Source organism: Streptomyces sp. NPDC038200, from assembly GCF_055600785.1.
Window position 1 is genome coordinate 38,743 of sequence record NZ_JBVJYH010000028.1, and the last position, 14,694, is coordinate 53,436.

General features: G+C 74.1%; 13 protein-coding genes. 5 read left to right on the plus strand and 8 right to left on the minus strand.

The features are described from left to right. Window positions 1-39: 39 nt before the first annotated feature. The gene (locus tag ACZ7KF_RS37565; RefSeq protein ID WP_471085784.1) at window positions 40-843 is read left to right on the plus strand and encodes an enoyl-CoA hydratase/isomerase family protein; all 804 of its coding nucleotides are present in this window, start codon (window positions 40-42) and stop codon (window positions 841-843) included. A 30-nt stretch (window positions 844-873) separates the two neighbouring features. Here the strand turns inward: ACZ7KF_RS37565 and ACZ7KF_RS37570 are convergent, their stop codons facing one another. The 8 genes from ACZ7KF_RS37570 to ACZ7KF_RS37605 all read right to left on the minus strand — a co-directional run bounded on the left by ACZ7KF_RS37570 (window position 874) and on the right by ACZ7KF_RS37605 (window position 10,335). Continuing rightward, window positions 874-1,599, minus strand: coding sequence for a nucleopolyhedrovirus P10 family protein (locus tag ACZ7KF_RS37570; protein WP_471085787.1), 726 nt, complete (start codon window positions 1,597-1,599; stop codon window positions 874-876). Window positions 1,600-1,909: 310 nt separating this feature from the next. Beyond that, window positions 1,910-2,665, minus strand: coding sequence for an SDR family oxidoreductase (locus ACZ7KF_RS37575; protein WP_471085789.1), 756 nt, complete (start codon window positions 2,663-2,665; stop codon window positions 1,910-1,912). A 5-nt stretch (window positions 2,666-2,670) separates the two neighbouring features. After that, window positions 2,671-4,476 carry a glycoside hydrolase family 15 protein gene (locus ACZ7KF_RS37580; RefSeq protein ID WP_471085792.1) on the minus strand — a complete coding sequence of 602 codons (1,806 nt, stop codon included), beginning with the start codon at window positions 4,474-4,476 and terminating at the stop codon, window positions 2,671-2,673. A 162-nt stretch (window positions 4,477-4,638) separates the two neighbouring features. Then, entirely contained in the window at window positions 4,639-5,436 is a 798-nt protein-coding gene (locus ACZ7KF_RS37585) for an SURF1 family cytochrome oxidase biogenesis protein (protein ID WP_471085795.1), read from the minus strand. Between the two features lie 49 nt (window positions 5,437-5,485). Further along, a complete protein-coding gene (locus ACZ7KF_RS37590; protein ID WP_225828193.1) occupies window positions 5,486-5,719 on the minus strand; it encodes a hypothetical protein in 234 nt (77 codons plus the stop codon). 97 nt (window positions 5,720-5,816) lie between these two features. After that, the gene (locus tag ACZ7KF_RS37595; protein WP_471085798.1) at window positions 5,817-6,791 is read right to left on the minus strand and encodes a DEDDh family exonuclease; all 975 of its coding nucleotides are present in this window, start codon (window positions 6,789-6,791) and stop codon (window positions 5,817-5,819) included. Window positions 6,792-6,945: 154 nt separating this feature from the next. Further along, entirely contained in the window at window positions 6,946-9,552 is a 2,607-nt protein-coding gene (locus ACZ7KF_RS37600; RefSeq protein ID WP_471085801.1) for an MXAN_6230/SCO0854 family RING domain-containing protein, read from the minus strand. Window positions 9,553-9,699: 147 nt separating this feature from the next. Next, a complete protein-coding gene (locus tag ACZ7KF_RS37605; RefSeq protein ID WP_471085804.1) occupies window positions 9,700-10,335 on the minus strand; it encodes a TetR/AcrR family transcriptional regulator in 636 nt (211 codons plus the stop codon). A 101-nt stretch (window positions 10,336-10,436) separates the two neighbouring features. Between ACZ7KF_RS37605 and ACZ7KF_RS37610 the strand changes: the two genes are divergently transcribed. Genes ACZ7KF_RS37610 through ACZ7KF_RS37625 form a run of 4 tightly spaced genes read left to right on the plus strand, consistent with a single transcriptional unit; the run spans window position 10,437 to window position 14,677 of the window. Continuing rightward, window positions 10,437-11,246: an acetoacetate decarboxylase family protein gene (locus tag ACZ7KF_RS37610; protein ID WP_471085922.1), complete on the plus strand. Its 810-nt coding sequence runs from the start codon at window positions 10,437-10,439 to the stop codon at window positions 11,244-11,246. Beyond that, a complete protein-coding gene (locus tag ACZ7KF_RS37615; RefSeq protein ID WP_471085806.1) occupies window positions 11,237-12,121 on the plus strand; it encodes an SDR family NAD(P)-dependent oxidoreductase in 885 nt (294 codons plus the stop codon). Before ACZ7KF_RS37610 ends, ACZ7KF_RS37615 begins: the two co-directional genes overlap by 10 nt. Before the next feature lie 13 nt (window positions 12,122-12,134). Continuing rightward, entirely contained in the window at window positions 12,135-13,445 is a 1,311-nt protein-coding gene (locus ACZ7KF_RS37620; protein ID WP_471085809.1) for an amidohydrolase family protein, read from the plus strand. Further along, window positions 13,442-14,677, plus strand: a complete 1,236-nt coding sequence (locus ACZ7KF_RS37625; protein WP_471085812.1) for an amidohydrolase family protein — start codon at window positions 13,442-13,444, stop codon at window positions 14,675-14,677. Before ACZ7KF_RS37620 ends, ACZ7KF_RS37625 begins: the two co-directional genes overlap by 4 nt. The last annotated feature ends 17 nt before the right edge of the window (window positions 14,678-14,694 follow it).

Here is a 14,694-nt window from a genome sequence, read left to right on the forward strand (position 1 = left end):
ACGGCACTGCGTGATGACCGCACCCATCGGAGGCGCCCCATGGCTTCGCCCGACCAGGACCTCGCTCCTGTACTCGACAAGGACGGCGTACGGCTCACCGTCGACGACGCGCTCGCCACGGTGACGCTGACCAACCCGGCCAAGCGCAATGCGCAGAGCCCCGCCCTGTGGCGGGCGCTCGCCGAGGCCGGGCGGCTGCTGCCGGGCTCCGTCCGCGTCGTCGTGCTGCGCGGCGAGGGCAAGTCCTTCTCCGCCGGGCTGGACCGTCAGATGTTCACCCCGGAGGGGATCCCGGGCGAGCCGACCTTCATCGACCTCGCGCGCCGTGACGACGCCGGGCTCGACGCGACCATCGCCGAGTACCAGGAGGCGTTCACCTGGTGGCGGCGGACCGACATCGTGTCCATCGCCGCTGTCCAGGGGCATGCCATCGGGGCCGGCTTCCAGCTCGCGCTCGGCTGCGACCTGCGGGTCGTCGCCGACGACGTGCAGTTCGCCATGCGCGAGACCAGCCTCGGTCTCGTCCCCGACCTCACCGGTACGCATCCGCTGGCCGGGCTCGTCGGGTACGCCCGCGCGCTGGAGATCTGTGTGACCGGGCGGTTCGTCGGAGCCGAGGAGGCGGTGGCGAGCGGGCTGGCCAACCTCGCGGTGCCCGCGGCGGAACTCGACGCGGCGGCGCGGGACCTGGCCGCCGCGGTGCTGGCCGCGCCGCGGGATGCCGTGGTGGAGACCAAGGGGCTGCTGCGGGGTGCGGCCGACCGTACGTACGAGGAGCAGCGTGCGGCCGAGCGGGCCGCTCAGGCCCGGCGGCTGCGGGACCTGGCCGGCCTCGGCGAATGAGCCCTGCGCCGGGCCCGCACCCGGCGTGGCTCAGTCCACCGCCGTGACGAGGACCGCCACCGTCGGCCGGTCCCTCAGCGCGTCCCGTGCCGCCGCGCGGACCGACCGGGCCACGTCCACGGCCCGGTGGTCCGTGCCGGTGGCCACCTCGACGCGCACATGACGACGGGGCAGGGCCGTGCCCTCCCCGCGTTCCTCGATGTGCACGGCCCTGCCCAGGCCCCCCAGCGATCCCGTCAGCCGGACCACCCCGGGAACGGCGAGGACGGCGGCGGTCACGGCGATCTCGTCCGGGTCCGTGGGCTCCCGGGCGGGCGGCGGCTGTGGCACCGGCACCGCCGTGGGGGCCGGCCCGTCCCCCTCCAGCAGGTCCGTCACCCGTAGATCGATCTCCGCGACCGTGAGGCCGAGGCGGTCCGTCGCGGCCGTCGCCAGGGCCCGTCGCAGCCGGGACGCCGCCGCCGGCAGCGGCTCGGCCGCGGTCACCGCGAAGTCCGCCGTCACCCGCAGCGCGCCCGGCGGCAGCGCGCTCGGCGGCGCCGGAACGACCGGCTCCCGCACGTCCTCGGGGTCGGCCGGCGCGATCCGCAGCGCGCCCAGGCGCACACCCGGCGCTCCGTCCGCAGCCGCACGCTCCAGCACGGCACCGGCCGCCCTCTCCGCGATCCACGCGCCGTCGCGCGGTCCGCCGAGCGGCAGGAGCCTGCCCAGTCCCAGCTGATGCCGCACCCTCTGTTCCCACCGGTCCGCCGTCATGACACCAGCCTGCCGCACCTGCCGCCGGCCCACCGCCCGGTGGCGGCCGTCGGTCATCGCCGTCCCCGGTGAAGGCCCGACGGTGGGGCGAGGCCGGACACCGGTCCGAACGGGTGTGGTGGCTGTTCGCGGGCCTGGTGCCGGCGGGTGTGGTGGCCGTTCGTGTGCCTGGCGCCGGCGGGGGTGGTGGCCGTTCGTGTGCCGGGTGCCGGCGGATGCGGGTGTGGTGGCTGTTCGTGTGTCCGGTGTCGGCGGATGCGGGTGTGGTTCGTGTGCCTGGCGTCGGCGGGTGAGGTGGCCGTGCGCGTGGCTAGAAGCCGTGCCGGGTGCCCCCGTCCACGGGCACCATGACCCCCGTCACGTAGGAAGCCGCCGGCGACAGCAGGAACGCCGCCGTCCGCCCGAACTCGTCGGGCCTGCCGTACCTCCGCAGCGGAATGCGCGACTCGTTGGCCGCCCGCGTGGCCTCGGGGTCGGCCGACAGCGCGTCCAGCTCGCGCATGCGGTCCGTGGCGATCCGTCCCGGCAGCAGCCCCACCACCCGGATCCCCCGCGGCCCCAGCTCGTCCGCGATCGACTTGGCGAATCCGGCCAGCCCGGGCCGCAGTCCGTTGGAGATGGTCAGCGCCGGGATCGGTTCGTACACCGAGCCGGACAGCACGAACCCGATGACACCGCCCTCCGCCAGCTCGGCCGCCGCCGCGCGAGCGACCCGTACCGCGCCGAGGAACACCGACTCGAACGCGCTCCGCCACTGCTCGTCCGTGGTGTCGGCGACGAACCCGGGCGGCGGCCCGCCCACGCTCACCAGCACACCGTGGAAGCCGCCGAAGTGCTCACGGGCGGCGGCGATCAGCCGTTCGGCGGCCTGCGGGTCGGCGTTGTCCACGGCCACGCCCAGGGCGTTCGGGCCCAGTTCGGCGGCGGCGTCGGCGACCCGCTTCTCGTCCCGGCCGCTGATGACCACCTTCGCCCCGTCGGCGACGAGTTCGCGCGCGGTGGCGTTGCCCAGTCCGCGGGTGGCGCCGGTGACGACGTACACCCGGTCCTTCAGTCCAAGATCCATGGCCCCTATCCTGCCCCCTGTCCGCTCCCCGTGGCCCCGCCGCCCCCGAACAGCGTGAGGGCGGTGTTCACCAGCGCGATGTGGCTGAACGCCTGCGGGAAGTTGCCCACCTGCCGGCCCAGCTTCGGGTCGTACTCCTCGGCCAGCAGCCCCACGTCGTTGACGAGGGTCACCAACTGCTCGAACAGCCGCCGGGCCTCGTCCGTGCGGCCCGTCAGGTGCAGGGCGTCGGCGAGCCAGAACGAGCAGGCGAGGAAGGCGCCCTCGCCGCCCGGCATCCCGTCCACGCCGATGGCGTCGGTGTCGTAGCGGCGTACGAAGCCGCCGTGGCCCAGGTCCGCGCGGATCGCGTCGACCGTGCCGATCACGCGCGGGTCGTCGGGCGGCAGGAAGCCGACACGCGGGATCAGCAGCAGGGAGGCGTCCAGTTCGCGTGAGCCGTAGTACTGGGTGAAGGTCCTGCGCCGGGCGTCGTAGCCGAGTTCGCACACCTCCCGGTGCACCTCCTCGCGCATCGTCCGCCAGGCGTCCAGGTCACCCTCGAGTTCGGGGTGCTGCTCCAGCGTCCGTACGGCCCGGTCGGCGGCCACCCACACCATCACCTTGGAGTGCACGAACTGGCGCCGGCCGCCGCGCACCTCCCACAGGCCCTCGTCGGGCTGCCGCCACTGCGACTTCAGGAAGTCCATCAGCGAGCGCTGGAGGGCCCACATGTGCGGCCTGGTGGGCAGGCCCGCGGCGCGGGCCAGCGACAGCGAGTCCATGACCTCGCCGTACACGTCCAGCTGGAGCTGGCCGACGGCGCCGTTGCCGACGCGTACCGGCGCGGAGTCGGCGAAGCCGGGCAGCCAGGGCAGTTCCCACTCCGGCAGCCGCCGCTCGCCCGCGACCCCGTACATGATCTGCAGGTCCGCCGGGTCGCCCGCGACGGCGCGCAGCAGCCAGTTGCGCCAGGCCTCGGCCTCCTGGTGGTACCCGGCGGAGAGCAGGGCGCCGAGGGTGAGGGTGGAGTCGCGCAGCCAGCAGTAGCGGTAGTCCCAGTTGCGCACGCCGCCCGGCTCCTCGGGCAGCGAGGTGGTGGCGGCGGCGACGATCCCGCCCGTGGGGGAGTAGGTGAGGGCCTTGAGCGTGATCAGGGAGCGTACGACGACGTCCCGGTACGGCCCGTCGTAGCGGCAGCGGGAGGTCCAGCGCCGCCAGCCCCGGACGCTGGCGCTCAGCGCCTCGTAGGGATCGACGAGCCGGGGCCGCGGCTCGTGCGAGGGGTGCCAGGTGAGCACGAACGCCACCCGCTCGCCCTCGGCGACGGTGAACTCCGCGTGGGTGCTGTAGTCCTCGCCCCAGAAGCGCACGGGGGGCTCGCTGCGCAGCCACACCGAGTCCGGTCCGGCGACGGCCACGCGATGGCCGTCGGAGCGGCGCATCCACGGGACGATGGATCCGTAGTCGAAGCGCAGACGGAGGGTGCAGTGGACGGTGACGCGCCCGCTGACGCCCTCCACGATGCGTACGACGTCGGGGGCGCGGTCGCGCTGCGGCATGAGGTCGGTGACGCGGACCGTGCCCTCGGCGGTGTCCCATTCGGTGTCGAGGACGAGGGTGTCGGGCCGGTAGGCGCGGCGCGTGCAGGCGCCGGCCCCCTTCGGCGCGATCGTCCAGTGGCCGTGGTCCTCGTTGCCCAGCAGCCGGGCGAAACAGGACCCGGAGTCGAAGCGGGGCAGGCACAGCCAGTCGACGGAGCCGTCCCTGCCGACGAGGGCCGCGGTCTGCTCGTCGCCGATGAGGGCGTAGTCCTCGATGCGCGCGTCCACGGGATCCGGTTTCCCGGCGGCCCGGGGGGCCAATCAGGTGGAGCGCCGGGGGAGTGACCTCCCGCCGCGCGGCGGGGGCGTGCTCGGATCGGGGCGGGATGCTGTCGAGCGGCGGGGGCGTGCTCGGGTCGGGGCGGGTTCCTGTCGAGCGGCGGGGCGTGCTCAGACCGTGGCGGGTTCGCTCGCCTCGGGCTGTTCCTGGGCCGCGGCCTCCTGCCGGTCGCGGATCTCCCGCCGGACCAGGAACCACCAGCCGACCGGGACGCCCGCCGCGAACAGCCACCACTGGATCATGTACGCGTAGTTCAGCGGGGCGTCCTCGCTGCCCGGGTCGGAGATCTGCTCCGGGGAGCCGCCCTTGGGCTCGGGTGCCGTCTGCTGGATGTAGCCGCCGAGCACCGGCGCACCCAGCCGCCGTGCCTCCTCCGCGCTGCTGATCAGCATGATCTGGCGGTCGGGGAGGCCCTTGACGTTCTTGATGCCGCTCGCCGCGGTCGTCTCGTCCGCCATCAGCCGCCCGGTGATGGTGGTCCGGCCGGCCGGCGGGGCGGGGACCTTCGGGAAGGCGGTCTGCGCGCCGTTCGCCGGGATCCAGCCGCGGTTGACGAGCAGCACCTTGCCGTCGGTGAGAACGAACGGGGTGAGGACGTGGAAGCCGACCTCGTCGTCGGAGTTGGTGCGGCGGCGCACCACGACCTGCTTCGCGGTGTCGAAGGTGCCGGTCGCGGAGACCGTGCGGTACTTCTCGGCGCGGGTCACGGCGTGCCCGGGAGAGGTCAGCCGCTCGACCGGAACCGGCTCGGCGTGCAGCGCGGCGGAGACGAGGTCGTTGCGGGCGGTGCGCTCCTCGTACCGGTGCTGCTGCCAGAAGCCCAGCTTGATCATCGTCGGGATCAGCGCGATCGCGACGAGCGTGAGGATCACCCACTGGCGGGACAACAGGAAGCGGTAGCGGTGCACCCCACGACGGTACCTCCGAGCCGTGGGGCGCATTCGGGCGGGTACCGGGTCACACCCGGTCGACGATGCCCGTCCTCCCCTCCGCGCGGGCGCAGTGCGCGCCGCAGAACCAGTGGCCCTCCACCTCCACGCCCTGGCCGACGATCGACACCCGGCAGTGCTCGCAGACCGGGGCCATGCGGTGAATCGCACAGGAGAAGCAGTCGAAGACGTGCACCGCGCCCTGTGCGTGCACCTCGAAGGTCATTCCGTAGTCATTGCCGCAAACTTCACATGTCGCCATGCGCCACAGGGTGAGCCGTCACCGATCTCCGGGCGAGCGGCAGCCGGGTGAGTCGTGCGGCAATCACCCGTTCGTACGATCACCTGACGGCGGGCGTCTACTCGTCGGCGGGCTCGACATCCCGGAGCAACTGCCCGAACGCGGCCTCGTCCACGATCGGCGTGCCGTACTGCCGGGCCTTGACCGTCTTCGACGTGCCCGAGTCGGGATCGTTGGTCACCAGCAGGCTGGTCAGCCGGGAGATGCTGGTGGCGACGTGCAGCCCGGCCTCGACCGCGCGGTCCTCCAGCAGATCGCGCTCGGTCGAGGTGTCACCGGAGAAGGCGACCCGCATGCCCTGTTTGAGCGGTTTGCCGTCTTCGTAACGACCCGGATTGGGATAGGGGCATGCGGGCCTTTTGCGGGAGGGGCGCCAACTGGCGGCCCCGTAACCGCCCGAGGACTGCCGCGGCACGGGCCGGTCCGACCACTCCGTCAGCGGCCGGCACTCCAGCAGCGGCAGCCGTACGCCGCCCGCCGCCGCGGCCCGCAGGCTGGGCCGGAACGCCTCCGCCAGCACGCGCGCGTCGTCCAGCGCGTGGTGCGCCCGCTGCTGTACGACCCCGAAGTGCGCGGCCAGCGACTCCAGCTTGTGGTTGGGCAGCGGCAGCCCCAGCTCCTTCGACAGCGCGATGGTGCACAGCCGCTGCCGCACCGGTGCCTCACGCCGCACGCGCGCGTACTCCCGCGCGATCATCTGCCAGTCGAAGACGGCGTTGTGCGCGACCAGCACCCGGCCGTCCAGGCGGGCGGAGAACTCCTCGGCGACGTCCGCGAACAGCGGCGCCCCCTCGAGCGTCTCGCTCGTCAGGCCGTGTATCCACACGGGACCGGGATCGCGCTCGGGGTTGACCAGCGTGTACCAGTGGTCCTCGACCTCGCCGCGCGCGTCCAGCCGGTAGACGGCCGCGGAGATGATCCGGTCGTCCCGGGCCAGGCCGGTGGTCTCCACGTCAACGACCGCGTATCCCTTCGGATACGCGGTCGGCCACTGGGTGGGGGAGGACACTGCGGTCGCACGGTCTTCGAGCATGGTCATTGAGGATACGGGCCGCGACTGACAACGCCGTCCCGCAGGGCCCGCTCACGCGCCCGGGCTCGCCCTCCTGCCCGGCGACCGCACACACACGCGCGCGTGCCCGTGAACGCCGGAAGGCCGGCGGCCTGTTCGGCGCGGTCCCGCGGGGTCACCCCAGCGCCGCCACCAGGTCCCCGGCCGCCAGGGGTGCGAGTCCGCAGCCGTCGGCCGGGCCGGGCAGCAGCCGGTACAGCGCGCCGGTCGCGCCCTGCGGCGCCACCCCGCCGTGCACCAGCGCCAGCAACACGTGCTTCCTCGCCGCCGCTTCGCCCGCCCGGGCGTCGACGTCCGCCCCCTCCGCGAGGGGCTCTCGTCGGTCCGGGTCTTCGAGGGCCTGCGTCCGGGCGGCCAACGCGGCGTCCGTCTCCCCGTCCCGGCGCCGGTAGTGCCACAGCTCGTCGGGGGCGCGCGGAGCGGGTGCGCGCCGGACGACCAGCACCTCGTCGCTCCGCGCCGCCGCGTGCCACACCGCGAGGTCCCACAGCGTCGTACGGCCGTGGGCGAAGTACTGGAACAGGTCCCGCCCGACCCGGCCCAGCGCTTCCCTGTGCCGGTGCACGTCGTGAAAGCCCTCGGCCGACGGCAGATGCAGGTCCGTCCACAGGAACGTGCGGCGGCGCAGGTCGACCAGCATCGGCACATGGATGCGCGAGTCGCCCTCCAGGTCGTAGCGCTGCCGCACCGCGCGCGGGTGGTACCCGGCGCCGCGCGCCTCCTCGGCCCTCGACGGCAGCGCCATGAAACCGGCGAAGGCGTCGGCCAGCTCCTCGAACGGGATGTCGTTGAAGCTGAAGACGACCGGCACCGCGTACCGCACCTCCCGTTCGCCGAGCGCGGTGAGGTCCAGGTCGACGTACTCGGTCGCGCCGTCCGGTGCCGGGGCCGACGTCAGGTCGCCGGAGTGCACGGCCCACCGGTCGCCGTGCACCAGGTTCGTGTAGTCGCAGAGGCCGGCGAACTCCCAGTCCTCGTCGTACAGCGCCACGGACAGGTCCAGGTCCACGCGGGTCCTCGGCGGCTCCGTCCAGTGCAGGAAGAGCCGCAGCACCTCGCCCTCGGGCAGCGGCTGGGTGCTGCCGCGCGGCACCGACACCAGGGCCGTGGCCGCGGTCCGCTCGGCGGACGGCACCGCGAGCCCGGCGAGCGCCGAATCCAGCACCGCGAGGTCGAACCGGGAACCCTCGGCCAGCCGGCGCAGCGCCTCGGCCTCCAGCAACGCGCACACGCGCGTGGTCACCGCTTCGGCGAGCGGCGCGCGCGTGTCGTCCAGCGCGAAGGCGTGCGTGACCTGCCCGCGCGGGAAGAACACCCGCCGTTCTCCGGGGAGATGACGGATCCGCATCCGGCCCAGCGCGGCCAGCAGCGGGCCGGGACCCGCCTTGGGCAGCGCCCGCTCCAGCACCTCGGCGAACTCCTCCGGCAGCACGTCGAGCGCGCGCAGCCGCAGCAGATGGTCCAGCCGGCGCAGCAGCTCGCCCGGCCGCTGCCCCAGCAGGGTCAGTGCGGCACGCTCGTCCCGCCCGGCCAGCGCCTGCTCCACCCGCGCGCGCCAGGTCGCCGGCCGGATCCGGCCGCCCGTGACCCGCACGGCCTCCGGGTGGGCGGCGGCCGTGCGCAGCAGGGCCTCGCCCAGGGCCGTGCCGGGCCCGACCGGCGTGCCGCGCAGCACGGCGAAGGCGAGGGCGGCCCGGGGGTGGCGGGCGTGGCGCTCGAAGGGATGCAGGGTCTCGGCGGCCCGCTTCCACGTGCTGGGGTGCCGCAGGACGTCCTCCACCAGCGAGGGCACCGCGAGGGAGTCGAGCAGGCCGAGCAGCCGGCCGCGCAGCGCGCGGGGCAGCGAGCGCAGCCGCGGCGGCGTCATGAGGTCCGCCGCTCCGCCGGACCACACGCACAGCAGCCGCAGCACGTCCGTCGCGGTGGTCAGATGCGGGGTGAGCAGCTCGGTGGCCGCCACACGCGTGTGCCGGTCGCGCAGCAGGGTGCCGAGCACGAGCGCCTTGGTCTCGCGGACCGGGATGTCCGCCGGGAACCAGCCGAGGTCCGTGGGCGCGTGGGCCAGCAGCACCGCCAGGTCGGCGCGGTCCTGCGCGGGCAGGGGGGTGCGCCGGGCCAGCAGGGTGCGCAGCGCGTGGACCGTGTCCGCCCGGATGTCCGTGCCGAGCGCGAGCAGCCTCAGCGGGCCGGCCGGCACGTCCTGGGGCCGACGCGGCTCGCCCGGCACCAGGAACGGGTCGGCGGAGTCGATCCGGCGGCGGCAGAGCGGACAGCCGGTGTAGTCCGCGCCGTCCCAGCAGGCGCGGCACACCAGATGCGCGCACGGCGCCACCGGGTGCACGCTGCCCACCGTGCCGCACAGCACGCAGGGCTGGGCGGGCCACTGCAGCAGCAGGGCGAAGACCCGGTCCACGAACAGCGCGCACGTGTCGTCGGGCACGGAGACCGGGAAGTTGCGGAACAGCGGCATGTGGGTGCGGTCGGCGCCCAGCTCGGCGTCCAGGTGCCGGATCAGCTGCCGGCCGGCGTCCGCGAGCCCGGCGGGGCCGAGCCAGGCGAGCGCCGCGCGCAGCGGGGCCGCCGGAGCGAAACCCCGGTCGAGCAGCTCGCCCTCCAGGGCGACGAGACCCTCGGCCGTGGACGGGTCGCCCGGGCGTGGTCCGGCCTGGTCGACGTAGACGGTACGGAGACGACGGAGCAGCACGGACGCCAGTGCGGACAAGCAGAATCCCCCGGTGAGGAAGAGAAGCGGAGGCGGGGGCGGAGAGTGGGCGCGCTGTGGATTCCGAGGCAGAGAAGAGAAGGAAGCACACCGGCGGAGCCGCCCCCGCGATCAGGAACGGTAGGCGTACGGCAGTTCGGGCGCCAGTCATTTTCCGTGCGGCGCCAGCAGGGACCGCACCAGCGCCCGTACGGCCGTCACGAACAGCCGTTCCGTGTCCACGGGGCGGGCCAGCGCCCGGGCCAGCGCGGGATCGTCCCCGGCGCCGGCCGCGCGCCACAGCTCCTCCTCGCCCGGATGCTGCGCCGGCGCCCGCTCGCGATTGCGCTCCACCAGCACATGCCCCACGACCTGGAACTGCACGGCCCGGACGAACGCGGCGGCCCGCGCCCCGCGCAGTCCCGCCGCCCGCGCCTCGCGGACCAGGACCTGCTGGGCGGGCAGGAACATCCGCTCGGTCAGCCCGCGCTCGTGCACCAGGGCCACCAGGTGCGGATGGTCGCGCAGCTGGCGCCGCAGGGCGCGCGCGACGGACAGGACGCGCTGCTCCGGCGTGCGCCCGGCCGGGCGGATCTCGCCGAGACCGGCCACGGTCCGCTCCACGAGCGCGTCGAGCAGGGCCTCGCGGCCCCCGACGTGCCAGTAGATCGACGTCACCGCGGTGCCCAGCTCGGCGGCGAGCTTGCGCATGGTCAGCGCGTCCGGGCCGTGCCGGCGCACCAGCTCCGCGGCGGCCTCCAGCACGGTCTCCCGGTCCAGCGCGCTCCTCGCCCCGCTCGGCATGATCCCTCCAACTCCGTCAAGTGCACGCGTATTTACCCCGCACCCTGACTGCTGTAACTGTGTTACAGGTGACGGTCCGTCAGAAGAAGGGCGGTACGGTGATGGCACGCGTGCGGTACGGCGCACGGACCGAGCGGGAGATCGCGGCGACGCGCACCGCGAGCGCACGGCTCCCCGACATCTGGTCCACCGGCGTGGTGGCCGTCTGGGAGACCGACCCGGACGCGGTCGCGGCGGTGCTGCCGCCCCCGCTGAAGCCCGCCTCACGCCCTCTGGTGCGGGTGAACATCAGCAAGGTCGAGCTGCCCGGGTATCCGCTCGGCGCGGGCTCCTTCGCGGTCGCCGCCGCCCACGGCGCGGTCGACGGCTGGTATCCGCTGGTGATGCCCATGACCCACGAACGCGCCCTCACCGGCGGTCGTGAGGTCTTCGGGGAGCCGAAGAAGCTCGGCGAGGTCACCGTCGAGCGCGACGGCCTCGTCGTACGGGCGTCGATGGCGCGGCACGGCATCGCCTTCGTGGAGGTCCGCGGGGCGGTCGGCGGCTCCCTGCCCCTGCCCGGGCCCACCCGCAAGACCGACTTCTACTTCAAGTTCCTGCCCGCGGCGGACGGTTCCGGCTTCGACGGCGACCCCGTGCTGGTGCACTGCGTGCGGCAGGAGAAGGTGCGCCGGCTGGAACGGGTCACCGGGGACGTGGTGCTCCGCGAGTCGCTGTACGACCCCGTCGCCGACCTCCCCGTGCTGCGCCTGCTGGAGATCAGCATCGGCGAGAAGACCAGCGACCAGAGCGGCCGGGTGGTGGAACGGGTGGACGCACAGGCCCTGTTGCCGTACGTCCACCAGCGCTACGACGACCCGCTCCAGGTCCACGACGGGCCGCCCGGGGGAGGTGAGCGGCCATGGAGCTGAGGGCCGGACAGGTCGCCGTCGTCACCGGGGCGGCGAGCGGGATCGGGCTGGCGATGGCCCGGCGGTTCGCGGCCGAGGGCCTGAAGGTCGTCCTCGCCGACGTGGAGGAGGCGGCGCTGGACCAGGCCGCGGCGGACCTGCGCGCGGAGGGCGCCGACGTGCACGCGCGCGTGGTCGACGTGGGCGTACGGGAACAGGTCCTGGAGCTGGCCGGGACGGCGTACGACACCTACGGCGCCGTGCACGTCCTGTGCAACAACGCGGGGGTCGGCTCCGGCGCCGAGGGGCGCATGTGGGAGCACGAACCGAACGACTGGCAGTGGGCCTTCGCCGTCAACGTGTGGGGCGTCTTCCACGGCATCCAGGCGTTCGTGCCCAGGATGATCACGTCGGGTCAACCCGGTCATGTGGTCAACACGTCCTCCGCCGACGGCGGTGTCGCACCGCTCCCGACCGCCTCCGTCTACGCGGTCACCAAGGCGGCCGTCGTCACGATGACCGAGTCCCTGTACGCCCACCTGCGGGCCGAGCACGCGCGCGTGGGCGCCTCGGTGCTCTTCCCCGGGCCGCACATGCTGCGCACCGGCCTGTGGGAGTCGCACCGCAACCGCCCCGCCCGCTACGCCAAACAGCGGCCCAGGAAGACGCCGTACCGCTCCCTCGGCCAGTGGGAGGAGGCGATGCGCGAGGCCGGCCGGGAGGTCCGTTTCACGCCCGTCGAGGACGTCGCCGGTCTCGTCGTGGACGGCATCCGGGAGGACCGCTTCTGGATGCTGCCGGCCGGCGGCCACAGCGACGCACAGATCCGCGCGCGTGCGCGCTCGATGCTGGAGCGCGCGAACCCCGCGTACCTCGAAAGCTTCGTACTCGATTGACCGGGAGGCTGTCGTGACCGGCCAGGACCCGTATCTGATCATCTCCTCCGACTGCCACGCCGGGCTGCCCACCGAGCGGTACCGGCCCTACCTGGAGTCCCGGTTCCACCGGGACTTCGACGAGTTCCTCGCGGGCCGCGACCGGCGCCGCGAGGAGATGACCCGGCTCGGCATCCGCAACGAGGCGTTCGCGGCCCGGTGGTTCCACGACAACGAGGAGGGCCTGCGCGGCGGCTGGGACGCCGCGCGGCGCCTGAAGGAGCTGGACGGGGACGGCGTGGCCGCCGAGGTCGTCTTCCCGGACGCCGACGCCGTGGACAGCGGGACCGCCGCTCCCTTCGGCGTGGGCCTCGGCCTCTCCGGCGACCAGGACCCGGAGCTGGGGATGGCGGGCGCGCGGGCGCACAACCGCTGGCTGGCGGAGTTCGTCTCCGAACACCCCGAACGGCACTGCGGAGTGGCCCTGCTGCCCGTCACGGCCCCCGTCGATCAGGTCGTCGCCGAGATCCGCCGGGCCCGGGAGTCCGGCCTCGGCGCCCTGATGATCCCGTCCATGTGGGCCGGCCGCGACCCGTACCACGATCGCCGCTACGACCCGGTGTGGGCGGCCGCCGCCGAGTGCGGCATGCCGGTGCTCACCCACTCCGGCGCCGCCCCGCGCCACGAGTACGGCGACCACCTCGGCATCTACGTCAGCGAAGTGACCTGGTGGCCGGCCCGTCCGCTGTGGTTCCTGCTCTGGTCCGGCGTCTTCGAACGCCACCCGGGGCTGCGCTTCGGCGTCGCCGAGTCGGGCTGCTGGTGGCTGCCGAACCTGCTGTGGTTCATGGACCGCCTCTACCTCGGCGCGCACGGCGGCAAGAAGCTCTCCCCGTTCCGGGAGCTGAAGCGACCGCCGCACGAGTACCTGGACCGGCAGATCTTCGTCTGCGCCACCCACACCAAGCGGCGCGAACTGGCCCAGCGCTACGAGATCGGCGTCGACAACATCCTCTGGGGCAGCGACTTCCCGCATCCCGAGGGCACCTGGCCCGACACGCGCGCGTGGCTGCGCCGCACCTTCCACGACATCCCGGTCGCCGAGACCCGCCGCATGCTGGGCCTCGCCGCGGCCGAGGTCTTCGGCTTCGACACCGAGAAGCTGGCCCCCCTGGCCCGCCGGATCGGCCCCACCCCCGCCGACCTGGGCCAGCCCGCCGACCAGACGGCCGTGGAGGCGTCCTGGGCACGCTCGCGCGAGACGGGCAGGCACTGGCTGACGGGCGGCGACTTCCCGCTCCAGGGACCCGACCGGGCCTTCCCCCTCCCGGAGGTGACCCGGTGACGGACCGCTACACGGTGATCTCCGCCGACTGCCACGCCGGCGCCGATCTCCTCGACTACAAGCCGTACCTGGCCAAGCGCCACCACGACGACTTCGACGTCTGGGCGGCCACCTACGTCAACCCCCACGAGGACCTGCTCGCGGACTCCGCCGACCGGAACTGGAACTCCGACCGGCGTCTGGCGGAGATGGAGGCGGACGGGATCGTCGCGGAGGTGATCTTCCCGAACACCATCCCGCCGTTCTTCCCGTCCGGCTCGCTCATGGCCCCGCCCCCGGACGCCGGGGACTTCGCGCGGCGCTGGGCGGGCCTGCGCGCCCACAACCGCTGGCTCGCGGACTTCTGCGCGGCGGCTCCGGGACGCCGGGCGGGCGTCTTCCAGATCCTCCTCGGGGACGTCGAGGAGGCCGTCAAGGAGATCCGGTGGGCCGCCTCGGCGGGCCTGAAGGGCGGCCTGATGCTGCCCGGCACCCCGCCCGGCTCCGGCCTGCCCGAGCTGTACTCGCGGACGTACGACCCGATCTGGGCCGCCTGCGCGGAACTCGGCCTGCCCGTCAACCACCACGCCGGTTCGGCGTCCCCGCCGCTCGGCGAGGAACCGGCCGCGCGCGCGGTGTTCATGGTGGAGACGACGTGGTTCTCCCACCGCGCCCTGTGGCACCTGGTCTTCGGCGGCGCCTTCCGCCGTCACCCGGATCTGCGGCTGGTCCTGACCGAGCAGGGCTCCGGCTGGATCCCCGGTGTCCTGGACATGCTGGACTACTACCACGGCCGTCTGGTCGCGACGGCCACGAAGGCGTCCGAGGCCGCCACCGCGGAGGCGAAGTTCGGCGCCGGTCTGGCCGCGGGCATGGGCGAGGCGCCCTCCCGGGTCTGGCGGGAGAACTGCTACGTCGGCGCCAGCTTCATGCGCCCCCACGAGGTGCCGCTGCGCGACCGCATCGGCGTCGACAAGATCATGTGGGGCAGCGACTACCCGCACGACGAGGGCACCCACCCGTACACCCGAGAGGCCCTCCGGTTCGCCTACGCGGGCGTCCCGCGCGCGGAGGTCGCCGCCATGCTCGGCGGCAACGCGGCGCGGGTCTACGGCTTCGACCTCGCCCTCCTGGACCCCGTCGCGGCGAAGGTGGGCCCCACCGTGGCGGAGATCGCCGAGCCCCTGACGCACCCACCGGCCGACGCCACGAGCCCGGTGTTCGCCCGGGGAGCGTCGGTCCGGGTCTGGTGACGGCACGGCGGCGGACC